Source organism: Pseudarthrobacter sp. CCNWLW207 (assembly GCF_037203945.1).
Taxonomy (GTDB): domain Bacteria; phylum Actinomycetota; class Actinomycetes; order Actinomycetales; family Micrococcaceae; genus Arthrobacter.
The window spans coordinates 49,726-66,852 of the sequence record NZ_JBBCBS010000001.1 but is presented as its reverse complement, the minus strand read 5'-3'; the positions used below and the strand labels follow the sequence as shown (position 1 = coordinate 66,852).

Annotated in this window: 14 protein-coding genes; 4 read left to right on the top strand and 10 right to left on the bottom strand. The window is 65.7% G+C overall.

What is annotated here, in order from left to right; genetic code table 11:
• Positions 1 to 162: 162 nt before the first annotated feature.
• Genes V9L17_RS00220 through nirB form a run of 3 tightly spaced genes read right to left on the bottom strand, consistent with a single transcriptional unit; the run spans position 163 to position 4,996 of the window.
• Positions 163 to 1,314, bottom strand: a complete 1,152-nt coding sequence (locus V9L17_RS00220) for a uroporphyrinogen-III synthase (RefSeq protein WP_337346572.1) — start codon at positions 1,312 to 1,314, stop codon at positions 163 to 165.
• Positions 1,315 to 1,328: 14 nt separating this feature from the next.
• The gene (gene cobA, locus V9L17_RS00215; protein WP_337350011.1) at positions 1,329 to 2,363 is read right to left on the bottom strand and encodes a uroporphyrinogen-III C-methyltransferase; all 1,035 of its coding nucleotides are present in this window, start codon (positions 2,361 to 2,363) and stop codon (positions 1,329 to 1,331) included.
• A 2-nt stretch (positions 2,364 to 2,365) separates the two neighbouring features.
• Positions 2,366 to 4,996, bottom strand: a complete 2,631-nt coding sequence (nirB, locus tag V9L17_RS00210; RefSeq protein WP_337350010.1) for a nitrite reductase large subunit NirB — start codon at positions 4,994 to 4,996, stop codon at positions 2,366 to 2,368.
• Between the two features lie 248 nt (positions 4,997 to 5,244).
• Here nirB and nirD point away from each other — a divergent pair, with 248 nt between their 5' ends.
• The gene (gene nirD / locus V9L17_RS00205; protein WP_337346569.1) at positions 5,245 to 5,616 is read left to right on the top strand and encodes a nitrite reductase small subunit NirD; all 372 of its coding nucleotides are present in this window, start codon (positions 5,245 to 5,247) and stop codon (positions 5,614 to 5,616) included.
• Positions 5,617 to 5,623: 7 nt separating this feature from the next.
• On the opposite strand, the gene V9L17_RS00200 is transcribed toward nirD, so the two are convergent.
• A complete protein-coding gene (locus V9L17_RS00200; RefSeq protein WP_337350009.1) occupies positions 5,624 to 7,363 on the bottom strand; it encodes a phospho-sugar mutase in 1,740 nt (579 codons plus the stop codon).
• A 123-nt stretch (positions 7,364 to 7,486) separates the two neighbouring features.
• Between V9L17_RS00200 and V9L17_RS00195 the strand changes: the two genes are divergently transcribed.
• Positions 7,487 to 7,996 carry an RrF2 family transcriptional regulator gene (locus V9L17_RS00195; RefSeq protein WP_337350008.1) on the top strand — a complete coding sequence of 170 codons (510 nt, stop codon included), beginning with the start codon at positions 7,487 to 7,489 and terminating at the stop codon, positions 7,994 to 7,996.
• Here V9L17_RS00195 and V9L17_RS00190 read toward each other — a convergent pair.
• Entirely contained in the window at positions 7,980 to 8,798 is an 819-nt protein-coding gene (locus V9L17_RS00190) for a purine-nucleoside phosphorylase (protein WP_337350007.1), read from the bottom strand. The genes V9L17_RS00195 and V9L17_RS00190 overlap by 17 nt on opposite strands.
• A gap of 117 nt (positions 8,799 to 8,915) precedes the next feature.
• Here V9L17_RS00190 and V9L17_RS00185 point away from each other — a divergent pair, with 117 nt between their 5' ends.
• Positions 8,916 to 10,331: an NAD(P)H-quinone dehydrogenase gene (locus V9L17_RS00185; RefSeq protein WP_337346565.1), complete on the top strand. Its 1,416-nt coding sequence runs from the start codon at positions 8,916 to 8,918 to the stop codon at positions 10,329 to 10,331.
• Between the two features lie 31 nt (positions 10,332 to 10,362).
• On the opposite strand, the gene V9L17_RS00180 is transcribed toward V9L17_RS00185, so the two are convergent.
• On the bottom strand, positions 10,363 to 10,782 hold the full coding sequence (locus V9L17_RS00180; RefSeq protein WP_337350006.1) for a hypothetical protein: 420 nt from the start codon (positions 10,780 to 10,782) through the stop codon (positions 10,363 to 10,365).
• A gap of 197 nt (positions 10,783 to 10,979) precedes the next feature.
• Between V9L17_RS00180 and V9L17_RS00175 the strand changes: the two genes are divergently transcribed.
• Positions 10,980 to 11,165: a PspC domain-containing protein gene (locus V9L17_RS00175; RefSeq protein ID WP_267278308.1), complete on the top strand. Its 186-nt coding sequence runs from the start codon at positions 10,980 to 10,982 to the stop codon at positions 11,163 to 11,165.
• 68 nt (positions 11,166 to 11,233) lie between these two features.
• Here the strand turns inward: V9L17_RS00175 and V9L17_RS00170 are convergent, their stop codons facing one another.
• The 4 genes from V9L17_RS00170 to V9L17_RS00155 form a co-directional block, all read right to left on the bottom strand.
• Positions 11,234 to 11,566 carry a hypothetical protein gene (locus V9L17_RS00170; protein ID WP_337350005.1) on the bottom strand — a complete coding sequence of 111 codons (333 nt, stop codon included), beginning with the start codon at positions 11,564 to 11,566 and terminating at the stop codon, positions 11,234 to 11,236.
• 219 nt (positions 11,567 to 11,785) lie between these two features.
• Positions 11,786 to 13,348 (bottom strand): FAD-dependent oxidoreductase, encoded by a 1,563-nt coding sequence (locus V9L17_RS00165; RefSeq protein ID WP_337350004.1) that lies wholly within the window; start codon positions 13,346 to 13,348, stop codon positions 11,786 to 11,788.
• Complete coding sequence (locus V9L17_RS00160) at positions 13,345 to 15,582, bottom strand: molybdopterin oxidoreductase family protein (RefSeq protein WP_337350003.1); 2,238 nt, start codon at positions 15,580 to 15,582, stop codon at positions 13,345 to 13,347. Before V9L17_RS00160 ends, V9L17_RS00165 begins: the two co-directional genes overlap by 4 nt.
• Before the next feature lies 1 nt (position 15,583).
• Positions 15,584 to 17,059 (bottom strand): MFS transporter, encoded by a 1,476-nt coding sequence (locus V9L17_RS00155; RefSeq protein WP_337346560.1) that lies wholly within the window; start codon positions 17,057 to 17,059, stop codon positions 15,584 to 15,586.
• Between the last annotated feature and the right edge of the window lie 68 nt (positions 17,060 to 17,127).

The following is a 17,127-nucleotide window of genomic DNA, read 5'->3' as shown; positions in this document are numbered from 1 at the left end:
TTGATGAATCCCAGCGTAGGCGGCCGGCTTTTCCAGCGTGTTTCCCCGCTGTTGCCGTCCTGGGAGTGCTTTTTCGCCAACGTTTACCGCCCGGTAACAGAACCCGTGACGCACCTCTCACCATGGTCCCGATTGACACAAACGGGGCCGGAGCCCGCGCCGTTAGACGCGGATCCGGTAGCCCCTCTTGACCACCGTTTCCACCAGGCGGCCATCCGGCAACGAGGACCGAAGGCGGCTGACTGTCATGTCCAGGGCGTGGACTGAGCCCCTGAGCTCAAGCAGCTCCGAGAGCGATTCGCGGGACAGCACGGCCCCGCCGGCACCGAGCAGCGCGCGCAGCAGCAGCAGTGGCGCGGGGGCCAGCTCAACCTGCTGCCCGTCGATCCGCAGGCTGCGGCCGCGCAACTCGATATTCCCTGACCTCGTGTCCAGGCGGCGCACATGGTTAAGGGCGAGATGCTCGCACACCAGCCTGATGAGGGCGCCCATCCGGAACCGCTCCGGGATCAGCGGGGTCACCCCGGCGTCGAGCAGGGGCTGCGCGGTGACGGGTCCGACCACAGCGGTAGTCACGTTGGTTTTCAGGCTTTCGATCAGCTGCTTGTAGACACCCATCTCATGGGCGGTGCTCCACATGGCATCCACTGCGGGCGCGCTGGTAAACGTCAGGACGTCCAGGTTGCCGCTGCATGCAGCCTCGATGAGCCGGGGGAGTTTGTCCTCGCCGTCGGGCTTGACCCAGCGGTAGGGCGTCACGGTCAGGACGGTGGCGCCGGACATGCGGAGCCGCTCCAGCTGCCGGACATCCGTGTAGCCGTGCAGCTGGACGGCCACAGTCTTGCCACGCACGCCTTCGGCCAGCAGCATGTCCACCAGCGTTGCGGTGGTTTCGTCGCTGCTGATTCCGACGTCGGCAAGGCCGGCCGCGCGGACGGCGCCCCGGGCTTTGGGTCCACGGACGAACATTCGGCAGGCTGCAAGGGTGTCCAGCAGGTCCTCGCCGATGCCAAAGGAGTCGGCAGCCTCGCACCAGCGCCGCATGCCGTAGGCAGTGGTGGCGATGCAGAGATCCGGGCGTGCGGCAATGATGGCTTTGGTGTCCTCAATGAGGCGGAAGTCCTCCTGCACGGGGGCGATCTTCAGTGCCGGTGCGTGCAGGACTTCAGCGCCGCGGCGTTCGAGGGCCTCGATGAGGTCCCGGGAGCGCCGGTGCGAGGTTACTCCAATGCGGAAACCCTCCAACGGGGAGTCCGCCGCCTCCTGCCCGGAGGTTTCTTCAACCTGGGGTTCTGCGGGTGCCAGTGCGTTCATGGGGTTCAATCCTTTCATGAACCGAGCAGCGAGGCCGCCAGCCTGTCCAGGTCGGCGGCGGCCTCGGCATGCCCACGGTTGGCCTCAGCCACGCGAACCACCTCGCCGATGACAAGCACGGCGGGGTTGCTGCAGCCGGCAGCAGCGGAGGTGATGGTTCCCAGGTCCGCGATGGTGGTCCGCTGCCCGGGGCGGTAACCGCGTTCGACGACGGCCATGGGCATGTCCGGACGCATCCCGGCTTTGCGGAGTCCGGCGGCGAGCTGGTGCAGCGTTCCGATGCCCATCAGCACCACAATGGTCCCGCCAAGTCCGGCGAGGTGCTTGTGTTCCTTCTCCGTCAGCGGCGCGTGGCCGGAGACGACGGTGAACATGTGGCTGACTTCGCGGTGGGTCACCGGGATTCCGGCAGCAGCCGGGACGGAGATGGCGCTGGTGACGCCGGAGATGACGCGGACCTTGACGCCGGCCGCGACGCAGGCGGCGACTTCCTCGCCGCCGCGGCCGAAGACGTATGGATCGCCGCCCTTGAGACGGACCACGTTGTTTCCGGCGAGGGCGCTTTCCACCATCAGCTTTTCGATATCGGACTGGCCCACCTTGTGGTGGCCCGGCTTCTTCCCAACATCGACCAGTTCGGCCGACGTCATGGACGGCAGTTCCTGGTAGGGAGCCAGCCTGTCGTAGAACACCACATCCGCGTCGCGGAGGGCCTTCGTGGCGGCGACAGTCAGCAGCTCGGTGGTTCCAGGTCCGCCACCGACCAGGGTGACATGGCCCACGGGGCCAGCAGGCGGTTCTGCTGCGACCGGGATGCCGGTTGCGCGGCACCGCTCGAGCAGGGCATCCCAGCCGGGCTGGCCGTCTTCGACTGCTGCGACCAGGAATGGACGCTCGGGCAGCGGGCCGTCATGCCCGGCACCCTGGGGGGTGCTGAGGCGGTAGACGACGGCGCCGGCGGCCTCGTAGCGGCGGACCGCCTGGCGTGCGGCGTGGTCCGAGCCGGTGACCAGGACTTCGCGGCCGGTGAGATCAATGCTGAGCTGCATGCCTATACCTCGTTCTCGTCGCGGGGCCTCATGGGGATGGAAGCTCCAATGAGGACTTTCCCCTTTTCTTCCGGGGTGGCCGGGCGCATCTGGCCGCGCTCGTCCGAAACAAAGGTGATGGAGTCGTCCTTCTGGTCCGGGGCGTTGACGAAGGAGCGGAACCGGCGCAGGCGCTCGGGGTCCTTCAGGGTGTCGGCCCACTCGTCGACGTAGGTGTCGACATGCTTGGCCATGGCGGCCTCGAGGTCCTCGGCGATGCCCAGGGTGTCCTTGACCACCACGTCCTCCACGTGCTTGATGCCGCCGTCGAGCTCCTCCTGCCAGCGCGCGGTGCGCTGCAGGCGGTCTGCGGTGCGGATGTAGTACATGAAGTAGCGGTCGATGTACTTGATCAGGGTCTCGTCGTCGAGGTCCTTGGCCAGGAGCTGGGCGTGGGCCGGGGTAGCACCGCCGTTGCCGCCGACGTACAGGTTCCAGCCGTCGGCGGTGGCGATCACGCCAACATCCTTGCCGCGGGCTTCGGCGCATTCGCGGGCACACCCGGAGACGCCCATCTTCAGCTTGTGCGGGCTGCGGAGGCCGCGGTAGCGGAGCTCGAGCTGGATGGCCATGGCCACCGAGTCCTGGACGCCGAAGCGGCACCAGGTGGAACCGACGCAGGACTTCACCGTGCGCAGGCTCTTGCCGTAGGCCTGGCCGGACTCGAAGCCGGCGTCCACCAGTTCCTTCCAGATTTCCGGGAGCTCTTCGAGGCGGGCACCGAACATGTCGATGCGCTGGCCGCCGGTGATCTTGGTGTACAGGTTGTACTTCTCGGCTACCGCTGCGATGACGCCGAGCTTCTTCGGGGTGATTTCGCCGCCGGCGATGCGGGGGACCACCGAGTAGGTGCCGTCCTTCTGCATGTTGGCCAGGGCGCGGTCGTTGGTGTCCTGCAGGGTACCGCGGCCGGCGTCCAGCACGTAGGCGCTGTTCTGGCTGGCGAGGATGTTGGCGATGGTCGGCTTGCAGATGTCGCAGCCAGCACCGGTGCCGTACTTGGCCATGATCTCTTCGAAGGAGGTCAGTTCCAGGACGCGGATGGCGTCGAAGAGTTCCTGGCGGGACAGCTCGATGTGCTCGCAGAGGGCCTTGGAGACCTCGACGCCGGACTTGGTGAGCTCGGTTTCCAGCAGCTTCTTAAGCATCGGGACACAGGAGCCACAGCTGGTTCCGGCACGCGTGCAGCCCTTGAGTTCGCCGAGTTCCTGGACCGGGGCGTTGCCTTCGCAGGCGCCGCAGCCGTTGACGGTGTCGCGGATTGTTCCGGCGGACACGTTGTTGCACGAGCACAGGATGGCGTCGTCCGGCAGTTCGGTGTCCGGGGCGTCGCCGCCGCCAGCGGCCGAGAGGTACGCGCCGGGCTCGGCGCTCAGTTCCCGGCCCAGGAGCGGACGCAGGCTGGTGTAGGGGGTAGCGTCGCCCACGAAGATGCCGCCCAGGAGGGTCTTGGCATCGTCCGTGGTGACAATCTTCTGGTAGACGCCGCGGGCCGGGTCGGCGTAGACGATTTCAAGGGCGTGCTCGGTCTTGGCGAACGCGTCACCGAAGCTGGCGACGTCGACGCCGGACAGCTTGAGCTTGGTGGCGGTGTCGAAGCCCGGGAAAGTGGCTTCTCCGCCGTGCAGGCGGTCCGCGACGATCTCGGCCATGGTGTTGGCGGGGGCAACCAGGCCCAGGCACATGCCGCCGAAGTTGGCCACTTCACCGATGGCCCAGATTCCGTCGATCTCGGTTGCGCAGTAGTCGTTGATGACCACGCCGCCGCGCTGGCCCAGCGAGAAGACCTGCTCCTCTCCTTCGGCCGCGCGGAAGAGTTCGTCGCGCGGCCGGACGCCGATCGCGACGATCACAAGGTCAGCATCGATGACGCGGCCGTCAGCCATGAGGACACCGGTGACCTGGCCGTCGTCGTCGGAGAGCACCTCAGAAGGGAACACGCCGCCGTGCACTTCGAAGCCCTTGGACTTAATAAGCCGGCCCATGGCCTGGCCCGCGCCTTCATCCAACTGTGTAGCCATCAGCCACTGCGAACCGTCGATGACGATCGGGTTGGCGCCCAACTGCTCCGTGCCGGCTGCAGACTCGAGCCCGAGGAGGCCGCCACCGATGGTGACCGCGTTAACCTTGCGGCCGAGCTTCTCGGTGAGTTCGGCAATGGCCTTGTTGATGGCCCAGACGTCCTCGAGCGTGCGGTAGACGTGTGTGTGCTCGGCACCGGGGATCGGCAGGCGGGCGGCATTCGAGCCCGTGGCAACCACGAGGTCGTCATATTCAAAGACGTTTCCGGCCGCGGTTTCCACGGACTTGGCTTCGTGGTTGATTTTGACGACGCGCTCGCCGGTCCTCAGGGACATGGCCTCGTGGTCCCACATGCTCGCCTCGCCGAGGGTGAGGTCGTAGTCCATTTCCGTCAGGGCCTTGCTGAGCGCCACGCGGTCGTAGGGGAGGTGGGCTTCCTCAGTGAGGACCGTGACGTGCCAGCCTTCGAGGCCGCGGGCATGCATTGCGTCCGCAAAACGGTGGGCCGCCGGGCCGCCGCCGGCGACGACGATGCGGCGCGGAGTCTCTGTGCTTGAAGTCTGTTCGGTCACTGTGGGCCTTTCGCATGGGCCGCAGACGGTGCTCTGCAGCTTGTCCATCCAGACTAGGCAGCCGCAGTTTCGCTTCAGTTTCCCAATTGTTTCGTGAACTTAACTTCTGCATCACGAACGCATTTCCGGCCGGGTGAGGTCTCTTTTACGCGCCGGACACATTCAGCGCATGCCCATGAAACACCGGACGCCTAGCTTGTTAGTACGGCCATACAGGTGGCCAAGCAAGCACAGGGAGAGGAGCCGACATGACGGCAACACTGGAACTTGGGGCACTCGCCACAGAAACTGACACCGCCACAGGCTGGCACCGCGTCTGCGCCGTGGAAGAACTGGAGCTGTCCTGGGGCGAGGCCGCACTCATTGCAGGCCGCCAGGTAGCCCTCTTCCGGACCGGCCCCAGCGAGATTTTCGCGGTAGCCCACGAGGACCCCGCCACCGGCGCCCATGTCATGGCCCGAGGCATCCTCGGCTCCCGCGGTACGCGCCCCACCATTGCCTCGCCGCTGCACAAAGAGGTCTACGACCTGGAAACGGGCGAATGCTTCGGTACGGCTGAGCTGCGGCTGGACACCTTCAACACCCGCATCATCGACGGTTTCATCGAAATCGAGCTCTAAGCTCCCGCTAAAGGCCGAGGGCCTCCCGCACGTCGCCGAGCACCTGGTCCAGGGCGGCGCGTGCGGCTTGGCGTGCCTCGGGGAGTTCCGCTGCGGACTCCACATTCTTGATCACTTCCAGGTAGCACTTGAGCTTCGGCTCAGTGCCGCTGGGGCGGATGATCACCCGGGTCTGGTCCCGGGTCAGGTACAAAAGACCGTCCGTGGGCGGCAGGTGTTCGCTGCCTTCGGCGAGGTCCACGAACGTTTCCACGGCGGAGGAACCGAACGAATCAGGCGGGCTGACCCGGAGCCGGTTCATCATGGCATCCAACAGGCCAAGGTCCGCTACCCTGATGCTCAGCTGGTCGCTGGCGTGCAGGCCGTGCTGAAGGTAAAGCTCATCAAGGGTGTCGAAGACTGTTTTGCCGGCTGCCTTGGCGGCAGCAGCGAGCTCCGCGATCAGCACGGCAGCTGAGATGCCGTCCTTGTCACGGACCAGGTCCGGGGCCACGCAGTAGCCCAGGGCTTCTTCGTAGCCGTAAAGCAGACCGGGCACACGGGAAATCCACTTGAATCCCGTCAGCGTTTCCTCGTGTGCATACCCGGCCGCGGCGGCGATGCGTGCGAGCAGCCGTGAGGAAACAACGGAATTGGCGAGAACGCCGTCGGGCTTTTCCTCGCCACTGGCCGCAAGCCGCGTCACGATGTGCGCGCCCAGGAGTGCCCCCACCTCATCACCGCGCAGCATACGCCAGGCATCCGTGTCAGGATCCTTGGCGGCGACTGCCGCCCGGTCCGCGTCGGGATCGTTGGCCAGGACAATATCAGCATCAACACGCACAGCCGTTTCCAGGGCCAGGTCCAGGGCGCCTGGCTCTTCCGGATTCGGGAAACTCACCGTGGGAAACTCCGGGTCCGGGGCAGCCTGTTCAGCCACCAGGGTGACGTCGGCAAAGCCAACTTCGCTCAGCACAGCCACCGCCGTTTCCCCGCCGACGCCGTGCATGGGCGTCAGGACGATCCGCAGGTCACGGGACGGAAAGCGTGCCGGATCGGCGAGTGCCGCGGCAGCGCGCTGATAGTCGGCGGCGATGGACGGATCCAATACAGTCCAGCCGCCAGCTGCGAGGGGGATGGAGTCCAATGGGCCCACAGCATTGATCCGCGCTGCGATTCCGGCGTCGTACGGAGCCACGATCTGGGCACCCCGTCCGCTTTCTTCCACGGCATGGCGGCCCAGGTAGACCTTGTAGCCGTTGTCCTGGGGCGGGTTGTGGCTGGCAGTGACCATCACGCCGCCGTCGCAATCCAGCGCCCTCACGGCATAAGCCAGCAGCGGTGTGGGAAGTGCGGAGGGCATCAGGAAGGTCTCAAATCCTGCGGCGGTAAAGATCGCCGCAGTTTCCTTGGCGAAGATATCGGAGTTGTGGCGGGCATCAAAACCGACGACGGCGCGCGGCCGGGTGCCCGGTGAAGCGGCACTGACCGCGTCGCTGAGGAAAGAAGCCAGGCCTGCCGCTGCACGGCGCACCACCACACGGTTCATCCGGTTGGGCCCGGGGCCAAGAGCCGCGCGAAGGCCAGCGGTGCCGAACTGCAGGGTGCCGTTGAAGCTGTCAGTGAGTTCCTGACGGGCAGCGCCAACACCGTCTTCCGCCTGCCGGACCAGTTCAGCGAGTGCGGCGGAAGTTTCGGAATCCGGATCCTGGGCGGCCCAGTCACGGGCTTGGCTGAAGAGGCGGGAGTCGGCATCGGTGGACGTCATGGGCATAACGCTATCGTCATTGCTCCGAAGAAAAGTCCCCGAACACCCCTTCCCGCACAGCGGAGCACGACGAGTGCCCGATTTCCTTGACAGAAAATTTTCTGGACAAGTAGTGTCTCGAATATGAAGATGGGGCAGGGCGTGGAGTGGGCGTTGCACAGTTGCGTCAACATGTCCTGGACCCCGATGGGGGAGGCAGTGAGCAGTGCGCGCCTGGCCGAGTTCTACAAATTACCCGCTGCCTACCTGAACAAACAGCTCCAGGCCCTTGTCCGGGCAGGCATCCTGGCATCGGTGTCAGGTCCGAGGGGCGGCTTCCAGCTGGCCCGCCGCCCGGACCGGATCTCCGTCCTGGACGTGGTCCTGGCCATCGAAGGGGACGAGCATACCTTCAGGTGCGAAGGCATCCTCAAGGACGCACCCGGCGGCGACATGGACGCTGACTATGCGCGGACGTGCCTGATTTCGCAGACCATGCGGCATGCTGAGGTCACTTGGCGTACCGAGCTTTCCCGGCAATCTGTCGCCGGGATAGCCCAAGCCATCGAACGCCGGTTTCCGGACGCCAGGCAGGAAACGGTCAGCAGGCTGACCGGAAACCCGCACGTGACACCCTTTACAACCGGGCGATGATCTCCGCGAGGAGCTTGGAGATCCGCGGTCCGGCGGCTTGACCGGACTCGATGACTTCCTGGTGGCTGAGCGGGACCGGGCTGATGCCGGCCGCGAGGTTGGTGACCAGTGAGATGCCGAAGACCTCCATGCCCGCATGGCGGCCGGCGATGGCTTCCAGTGCCGTGGACATGCCCACCAGGTCCGCACCGATCCGTTTGGCGTACTGCACCTCTGCCGGGGTTTCATAGTGTGGTCCCGTGAACTGCGCGTAGACGCCCTCTTCCAGCGAGGAGTCGACCTCGCGGGCCAGCCCGCGGATGCGCGAGGAGTAAAGATCTGTCAGGTCAACGAAGGTGGCCCCCTCCAGCGGGGAAGCCGCGGTGAGGTTTATGTGATCTTTGATGAGGACCGGGGTGCCCGGAATCCAGCTTTCATTGAGGCCACCGCACCCGTTGGTGAGGACCAGGGTCCCGCAGCCGGCGGCGGCAGCCGTGCGGACGCCGTGGACTACGGCACGGACACCTTTACCCTCATAAAAATGCGTGCGGGCGCCGAGGACCAGGGCCCGTTTGCCTTCCCTGGTGAGCACCGAACGGATGGTTCCCACGTGGCCTTCCACCGCCGGGGCATGGAAACCGGGGACCTCGTCCGCGGCCAGCGTGGCAGTGGTGGCGCCGATCAGGTCAGCGGCTTCAGCCCACCCTGACCCGAGGACCAGAGCGACGTCGTGGCGCTCCACGCCGGTTTCGGCGGCGATGTAGTCTGCGGCGGCGCGGGCGGCGGCAAAGGGGTCAGTGTTCAAGAAGTCTGTATTACTCACTGGTACAAGTTATCGTGCCGCTGCCCCTGTGCACAGCATCACGACTGCCCGTGATCCGCACCATGGGCAAGCCTGATTATTGGTGGTGCGGGGCCGCATGCGCGAGAATGGTTGTTTGTGACTACGCACCCTGATTTCAGCTCACCCCGGATCGCAATCCTAGGAGGTGGCCCGGGCGGATACGAAGCCGCTATGGTGGCTGCCTCGCTGGGCGCGCAGGTCACCATCATCGAACGCGCCGGCCTGGGCGGCTCTGCGGTGCTCACCGACGTCGTGCCTTCCAAGACGCTGATCGCCACCGCTGACCTGATGACCCGCGTCGGCGAGGCGGGGGAGCTGGGAGTGAAGTTCGACGTCGATGGCGGCGATTTTGTGCCGGTGATGCGGGCGGACCTCAAGCACATCAACGACCGCCTGCTGGGCCTCGCCCGCCAGCAGTCCCGGGACATCTCGTCCGGACTGGAACACCAGAACGTCCGCATCCTGCTGGGCTCCGGCAAGCTCGTGGACAACCACACGATTGAAGTCCTGACCGCGGACGGCACCGAAATTGTGGAAGCGGACACCATTCTGCTGACCGTGGGAGCGCATCCCCGGGAACTGCCCACTGCCCGGCCGGACGGGGAACGCATCCTGAACTGGGCCCAGATCTATAACCTCGATGAGCTTCCGGAGGAACTCATCGTAGTGGGCTCCGGCGTGACTGGTGCTGAATTCGCCTCCGCCTACAACGGCCTTGGTTCCAAGGTCACCCTCATTTCCAGCCGCGACCGCGTACTTCCGGGTTCCGACACCGACGCCGCCGAGGTGCTGGAGGAAGTCTTCGAGCGCCGCGGCGTCCGGGTCCTGTCCCGTGCGCGCGCAGAGAGCGTGGAACGGACCGACGACGGTGTGGTGGTCACCCTGGGTGATGGCTCCAAGGTCACCGGCAGCCACTGCCTCGTCTGTGTTGGCTCGATTCCCAACACCGCCGGTATCGGCCTCGAAGAAGCCGGCGTGGCGCTCACCGAAAGCGGCCACATCAAGGTCGACGGCGTTTCCCGCACCACTGCTCCGAACATCTACGCCGCGGGCGACTGCACCGGCGTCCTGGCGCTGGCCTCCGTGGCCGCGATGCAGGGCAGGATCGCGATCGCCCATTTCCTCGGCGACAGCGTGACGCCGATCAAGCTGCACCAGGTGGCGTCCAACATCTTTACATCGCCGGAGATCGCCTCGGTGGGCGTTTCCGAGGACGAAATCCAGTCCGGCAAATACCAAGGCGACATCGTCAAACTGTCGCTCAAGAGCAACGCCCGGGCCAAGATGCGCAACCACAAGGACGGCTTCGTCAAGATCTTCGCGCGCAAGGGCTCCGGGACCGTGATCGGTGGCGTTGTGGTGGGACCGAACGCGTCCGAACTGATCTTCGCCATCTCCATCGCGGTGAAGCAGAAGCTCCACGTCGACGACGTCGCCAGCACGTTTACGGTGTACCCGTCACTCAGCGGATCGATTTCGGAAGCAGCGCGGCGCCTGCACGTCCACATGTAGGGACGCCTGCCTGTTGTGGGCTGGGGGCAATTCAGGCCCGCAACCTGACATCCTTCCATATCTCCACCGTGGGACAGGCTGTGGGATCGGTTTCGCCTGCCTCGCAAAGGTAGATGATCGCCCGCAACTGGGCCTTCCCGGTGGTGAACAGGCCGGTCATCCCCGAAACGAATTGTGTTTCGCGGGTGCCACAGGGTGCGGGGAGGAAGATTGGTTCATCGTTGAATCCGACCGTTTCACCTTGGAAGACCTGGAATATCTGGAACATGTAGGTCTTGTCAGGGTCACACCTCACCGTTAGTTCGACGCTGACAATGTTGTTCTCCAGCGTGGCCGAAACCTGTGTCAGGGAGACAGGTTTGGGGGCGGCGCTGGCGGGGGCGGCGGTGAGTCCGAAAAGCGCCATCAGAAGGGCCACCACCATGACCGTCAGGCGCGAAGTGAATTTCATATCCTGCTCCAAGGGATGTGTACCGCGATGTTAGGGGTCCCCCCGGGCTCATTCGGATCACAGATGCTGAAGGCGCATCCTGATCGAAACGTATGCCCCCACAGCCCCGAAGTCAACGGAACATCGTGACCCAAAAGACGCCGCAGCGGACCGCACCAGGGCTGGTGGGAGTACGGGGATCGCGGTAGCGTGGCGGCATGACTACAGCTTTGGTACGGCCGCGCAGCGGGAAAATCATCGGCGGCGTCTGCGCTGCCTTGGCAGCCCGGTTCGGGCTTCCCAAGTTCCTGGTGAGGCTCGGCTTTGTGATCTTTGGCCTCGTGGGGATCGGCGAGCTGGTCTACATCGCCTTGTGGATCATGATTCCTAAAGCCCCGGCGTAGCACGTGCCTTAGACTGCGGTTGGCCCCGCTACCGGGGCCAACCTGTTGTCTTGCGGGCTGTCGGCCAATTACGGGGCTGGCGGCTCGAAGGCTTCCGGGTAAGGCATGAGATGGCCATTGCACGCCATGCCAGGGTGTTCATGGATGGACTTGAAGAATGCAGGGTCAAAGTCGGGCAGCTTAATAATCTGGCCGTAGGACTGGACCTGTCCGCCTTCAATGGGATCGTCCGGCTCGTCGTTCAGTCCGGAGAACGAGCAGATTGAATTGGCGTGGTCTGGGCCCATTTCCACCTGGCCGCGGGGAGCATCATCCGGTCGTGCAGCAGAAACGGGACCGGCGCTCAGCCCCACCAACGCCAACGTACAGACCGCAGCACCAAGCAGTGATTTCTTATGCATTGCGTTACCTCAGTTCCTCGAAGTGATGACTCTTCTTGGTGGCAGACGCTGCAGATTGGTGCAAACCATGACACTGCCCAGCGCAGGGTCTGCTACCTACGGGCCGGATGTGGCCCACGGAGACGATCCTAGTGTCGTTCTAAAGACGATGGAAGAACCTGCATCCAAGCATGTGGAAAGCCGCAGGCCGACTCTCAACTGGGCAGACCACCGATTATTTCAGGCGGCGGGAGCCGCCTGGAAGTGTTTTTCGATGAGCCCCTTGATGTCCTCGTGGCAGCCGCCGCAGCCGGTCCCGGCCCTCGTTGCCTTGGACACTTCGGCCACAGTTGAGCAGCCGTCCTCCACGGCACCCTGGATCTTGGCCCCGCTGACTCCGGCGCAACGGCATACGGTGCCCGCCGGATCCGCCGGGCCGGTCGCGGCCAGCTGGTCAGGTCCGTCCAGGCGCAGCAGCAGTGAACGGTCCGCCGGCAGCTCGGAGCCGCGCTCGAACAGCCCCACCAGCTCAGCGGCGGTCCGCGGCATGCCGACCGCCACAAGGCCTTCCAGCACCCCGCCGCGGGTGGTCATCTTGACGTAGCGGCCGTGCTCGGGATCCGCCCACTGAGCGATCTGCAGGCGCGCTCGGCCGTTCACCGCTCCGGCGGTGAGGGCTTCCTCGTCCCACGGTTCAGCACTGTTGTTGCCCGCCACGGCCATATTCATGCCGCGGGCCTTGAGGACCACGACGCCGGCCAGTTCCTGGGGCAGCTCCTGCAGCCCGTCAGCCACTTCCTGCGTGCCAGTGGCCAGCAGGGTGAGGTATTCGGCCAGCCATTCCGCCTGCCGCCAGCCCGGGCCTACCAGGCCGGACGGGCCCTTGGCAGTGCGGCATTCGGCGCAGGTGGGATCGGGGCAACGGACTTCGGCGCAGTCGCCGATCGCAAAGATGTGGGGCTCGTGGTGGGCGCGGAGCCGGTGGTCCACCAGGATTCCGGTTCCGGTGGACAGGCCGCAGCCTTCGGCAAGTTCTGTCCGGGGCCGCACGCCGCACGAGATGACCAGGAGGTCGCCGTCGATCGCGGAACCGTCGTCCAGCAGCAGTGCCGAGAAGCCGCCGTCGGGAGCGTTGTGCTCCACACCCGTGGACCGGGCATTGCCGGCCATCCGGACACCGCACTGGCGAAGGCTGGCCGCGAGGACCGCTCCGCCGCCACGGTCGATGTTTCGTCCCAGGGGATGCGGTCCGTTGTGCACCACAGTCACGGTGGCGCCTTCCTCGGCTGCTGCCAGGGCTGTTTCAAGGCCCAGTACACCGCCGCCCAGCACCACTACGCGCTTGCCGCCGTCCACCGCCTGGCGAAGCACTTCGGCATCCCGCAGGTCCCGTAGTGCCGTAACCCCGGCCGGGAGCACGGGGGAGGTGGGGTCCGGGTTGATACCAATGAGGTTGGGAATGACAGGACGCGAGCCGGTGGCGAAGACCAAGCGCTCGTAGTGGATGGCGCTGCCGTTAGTGAGGATTACCTGCTGCCGGGCGCGGTCAACGCGGCGGACCCGCACGCCGAGGCGGACGTCCACTCCCTCGGCGGCCAAGGCCTGCGCGTCCGAGAGCGCCAACGCATCGGCGGTGGTGCGTCCGACCCCGAGGTCAGCGACCAGGACGCGGTTGTAGGCTGCTTCGGTTTCCTCGCCCACTACGGTCAGGCTGACATGTCCGTCGCGGACCGCCGGCATCAGTTCATCGATCAGGCGAGCGGCCACCGGGCCAAAACCGACAATGACAATCTGCTCACTCATGAGGCCTCCGTCGTCTGCAGAACATTGTTCTGGGGCTGGTTCGCGGCCTGGTCGGCGGCCAGCCGGACCCAGACCTTGTTGAACTTGAATTCGGGCATCCCGGAGATGGGGTCCGTGGCGGCTTCCGTCAGCCGGTTGGCGCTTTCGAGCTCGGGGAAGTGGAACGGCAGGAACACTGTTTCGGGGCGGATCGCCGTACTGAGTTCGGCCCGGCAAACCACTTGGCCGCGTTCGTTGGCTACCGACACGAAGGACCCCTCGGCGATGCCCATTGAAGCGGCGGCGGCAGGATGGATCTGCACTTTCGCCTCCGGCTGGCTCGCCAGCAGTTCCGATACCCTGCGGGTCTGGGCCCCGGACTGGTAGTGCTCCAGGAGGCGCCCGGTGATGAGGGTCATGGTTTTGGCTGCCGGGTCTCTGCCGTCCCCCGTGGGGGGAACGGGGGTACGACGACGGCGGGGCGCCACCGGGGTCATGACCGCCTTGCCGTCCGGGTGCGCGAAAGCGTCAAGGAAGAGCCGTGGCGTGCCGGTGCTGCCTGCGGGGTATGGCCAGTAGGCGGCTTCGCCGCGGTCCAGCATTGCGTAGTCGATGCCGGAGTAGTCGGCAAGGCCGCCGGCGGAAGCCAACCGGAGCTCCTCGAACACCGTCTCGGGGTCCTCGCTGTAGGTGGAGGGAGCCTCAAGGGCTTCCGCCAGGCGCGCCATGATCCAGAGTTCGCTGCGGGCACCGGCGGGCGGCTGCAGGGCGCGGCGGCGGCGGAGCACGCGTCCTTCGAGGTTGGTCAGAGTGCCTTCCTCCTCGGCCCACTGCAGGACCGGCAGGATGAGGTCGGCCTCGGCTGCGGTCTCGGACATAAAGAAGTCGCAGACCACCAGGAAATCCAGGCTGCGCAGCCCTGCGATGACCGAGTTCGCATCAGGGGAGGCGACAGCGATGTTGGAGGCGTGCACCAAAAGGCAGCGGACGCCGTCGGGCTGTCCAAGTGACTTGAGCAGCTGGACGGCGGGGAGGCCGGGCCCGGGAATGGTCTCTTCCGGGACACCCCAGACGCCGGCCACGTGGGCGCGGGCTGCGGGGTCGGTGATCTTCCGGTAGCCGGGGAGCTGGTCGGCCTTCTGGCCGTGTTCCCTGCCGCCCTGGCCGTTGCCCTGGCCGGTGAGGGTGCCGTAGCCGCTGCGGAGCGATCCGGGCAGGCCCAGGAGAAGGCTTAGGTTGATCGCGGCGGTGGCGGTGTCGGTGCCGTCCACGTGCTGTTCCACGCCGCGGCCGGTGAGGATGTAGCTGCCGCCCTTGCGGGCGCCATCGGCGAGCCTGCGGGCGGTTTCGCGGATGAGCTCCGCCGGGACGCCGGTGATCGACTGGACGCGTTCGGGCCAGTATGCGTTGACGCTGCGGACCACGGCGTCGTAGCCGGAGGTGCGCTCCGCGATGAAGGCGGCGTCGGCCAGGCCCTCGTGGATGACCACGTGCGAGAGCCCCAGCAGGAGGGTCAGGTCGGTGCCCGGCAGGGGCTGCAGGTGAAGGCCACCGCCGTCGGCCGTGAATTTAGCCGTCGCGGAACGGCGGGGGTCAACGATGACCAGCCCGCCGGCGTCGCGGACGCCCTTGAGGTGCTGGACGAACGGCGGCATTGTTTCGGCAACGTTGGAGCCCAGCATCATGATGGTGCTGGCGTTGTCCAGGTCTTCGAGCGGGAACGGGAGTCCGCGGTCGACGCCGAAGGCACGCATCCCTGCGGCCGCGGCGGAGGACATGCAGAAACGGCCGTTGTAGTCGATGCGGGAGGTGCCAAGGGCCAGGCGGGCAAACTTGCCCAGCATGTAGGCCTTCTCATTGGTAAGGCCGCCGCCACCGAAGACGCCGACGGCGTCCTTCCCGTAGCGGGCTTGGGTTTCCTTCACGGCCGTGGTCACCAGGCGCAGTGCCTGGTCCCAGCCGATGGGACGGTGGATCCCGTCGTCGCCCTTGAGGAGCGGTTCGGTAACGCGTCCGGGGTGGTTCAGGAGCGTGGCGGAGGTCCAGCCCTTGCGGCACAGGCCTCCCCGATTGGTGGGGAAATCCCGCCCGCTGACTTCCAGCACAGGAGCTGTCGCAGCAGCCGCGGCAGCGGCCTGGGCGGGCACGGGGACTGACCCCGGCTCGGAAGCCGGGGTCAGTTCCGCTGGAGACTTGAGCGTCATGGCGCACTGCAGGGCGCAGTAAGGGCAGTGCGTGTCGGCGCTTTTGGTCATGTTAGACGTGTCCCATCGCATTTCGGTTGGCGTTGCGGATGTAGAAGGCCCAGCAGACAACCAGCATCACAGCGTAGGCCCCGACGAAACCGTAGAAGGCGGGCGTGTAGGAACCGCTGGCGGAGTTGGAGGCGTTCAGTACCTGCGGGATAACGAACCCGCCGTAAGCGCCGATGGCCGAGATCAGGCCGAGGGCAGAGGATGCCAGGCGCTGCGTCTCCACGGTACTGGCTCCTGCCTTCGCGGCCCTGCTGGAGGTGGCGAAGATGATGGGGATCATCCGGTAGGTTGCACCGTTTCCGAATCCGCTGGCGGTGAAGAGCATCAGGAACAGGACCAGGAAGAGCCAGAAGTTCTTCAGGGGAAGGGTCCAGATCATGGTGAGGGTGATCGCTGCCATGGAGGCGAAAGCGGCCACGGTCATCCGGGCGCCGCCCATGCGGTCAGCCATGCGTCCGCCGTAGGGGCGGGCGAGGGAACCGACCAGCGGGCCAAGGAAGGCCAGGGAGAGCGCCACGGTGCCGACTCCGATGGAGGAGAAAGCCGGGAAGTAGTCCTTGATGAGCTTCGGGAACACACCGGCGAAGCCGATGAAGGAACCGAAGGTGCCGATGTACAGCAGTGCCATGATCCACAGGTGCGGTTCCTTGAGCGCTGCGACCGAGCCGGCCACGTCTCCCTTGGCGCTGGTGAGGTTGTCCATGTACTTCCAGGCGCCGAACGCGGCGATCAGGATGAACGGGACCCACATCCAGCCGGCCATCGGCAGGTTCACGCTGCCCACGGCGAGCAGGGTGATCGCGATCGGGACGGCGAGCTGTGCGACGGCGGCACCCATGTTGCCGCCGGCAGCGTTCAGGCCCAGTGCCCAGCCCTTTTCACGGGCCGGGTAGAAGAACGTGATGTTGGCCATGGAGCTGGCGAAGTTGCCGCCGCCGAAGCCGGCGAGTGCTGCCACGAGGAGCATGACGCCGAACGGGGTTTCGGGGTTGGAGACGCAGAGTCCCAAGCCGATGGCGGGAATGAGGAGGAGAAGGGCGGACACGATGGTCCAGTTCCGGCCGCCGAAGCGGGGGACCATAAAGGTGTAGGGGATGCGGAGCGTGGCGCCTACCAGGCTGGGCATCGAAATGAGCCAGAAGATTTCCGACGTGGTGAAGGTGAACCCTGCTGCGGGGAGCTGGACCACCACGATGGACCAGAGTTGCCAGACGACAAAACCGAGGAATTCAGCGAAGATGGACCAGTTCAGGTTCCTGCGGGCGATGGCGCGGCCACCGGACTCCCACTGCTCCTTGTTCTCGGCGTTCCAGTTGGCGATCCAGCGGCCGGGGCGGTATTCAAGGGCGGGTGCGTCAGTAGTACGGGTGGAGCCGGGCTGTGCGCTGGCGGATGAAGACACGCCTTCGTGCAACGGGTTGGTGTCTACATCTACGGAATTGCCGGTGCCGGCATCTGCGCTGCGATCAACAGTCACGGTGTACCTCCTCTTGGGGGATGTTGTCCTTCCAAGGTAGAGACGGCTCGTTTCATGGACGGTCGCCG

What these genes read in the sequence shown, in the direction of transcription:
- V9L17_RS00220 (WP_337346572.1), bottom strand. Translation starts at nt 1,314, where the DNA reads ATGAACGCACTGGCACCCGCAGAACCCCAGGTTGAAGAAACCTCCGGG.
- cobA (WP_337350011.1), bottom strand. Translation starts at nt 2,363, where the DNA reads ATGCAGCTCAGCATTGATCTCACCGGCCGCGAAGTCCTGGTCACCGGC.
- nirD (WP_337346569.1), top strand. Translation starts at nt 5,245, where the DNA reads ATGACGGCAACACTGGAACTTGGGGCACTCGCCACAGAAACTGACACC.
- V9L17_RS00200 (WP_337350009.1), bottom strand. Translation starts at nt 7,363, where the DNA reads ATGACGTCCACCGATGCCGACTCCCGCCTCTTCAGCCAAGCCCGTGAC.
- V9L17_RS00195 (WP_337350008.1), top strand. Translation starts at nt 7,487, where the DNA reads ATGAAGATGGGGCAGGGCGTGGAGTGGGCGTTGCACAGTTGCGTCAAC.
- V9L17_RS00180 (WP_337350006.1), bottom strand. Translation starts at nt 10,782, where the DNA reads ATGAAATTCACTTCGCGCCTGACGGTCATGGTGGTGGCCCTTCTGATG.
- V9L17_RS00175 (WP_267278308.1), top strand. Translation starts at nt 10,980, where the DNA reads ATGACTACAGCTTTGGTACGGCCGCGCAGCGGGAAAATCATCGGCGGC.
- V9L17_RS00170 (WP_337350005.1), bottom strand. Translation starts at nt 11,566, where the DNA reads ATGCATAAGAAATCACTGCTTGGTGCTGCGGTCTGTACGTTGGCGTTG.
- V9L17_RS00165 (WP_337350004.1), bottom strand. Translation starts at nt 13,348, where the DNA reads ATGAGTGAGCAGATTGTCATTGTCGGTTTTGGCCCGGTGGCCGCTCGC.
- V9L17_RS00160 (WP_337350003.1), bottom strand. Translation starts at nt 15,582, where the DNA reads ATGACCAAAAGCGCCGACACGCACTGCCCTTACTGCGCCCTGCAGTGC.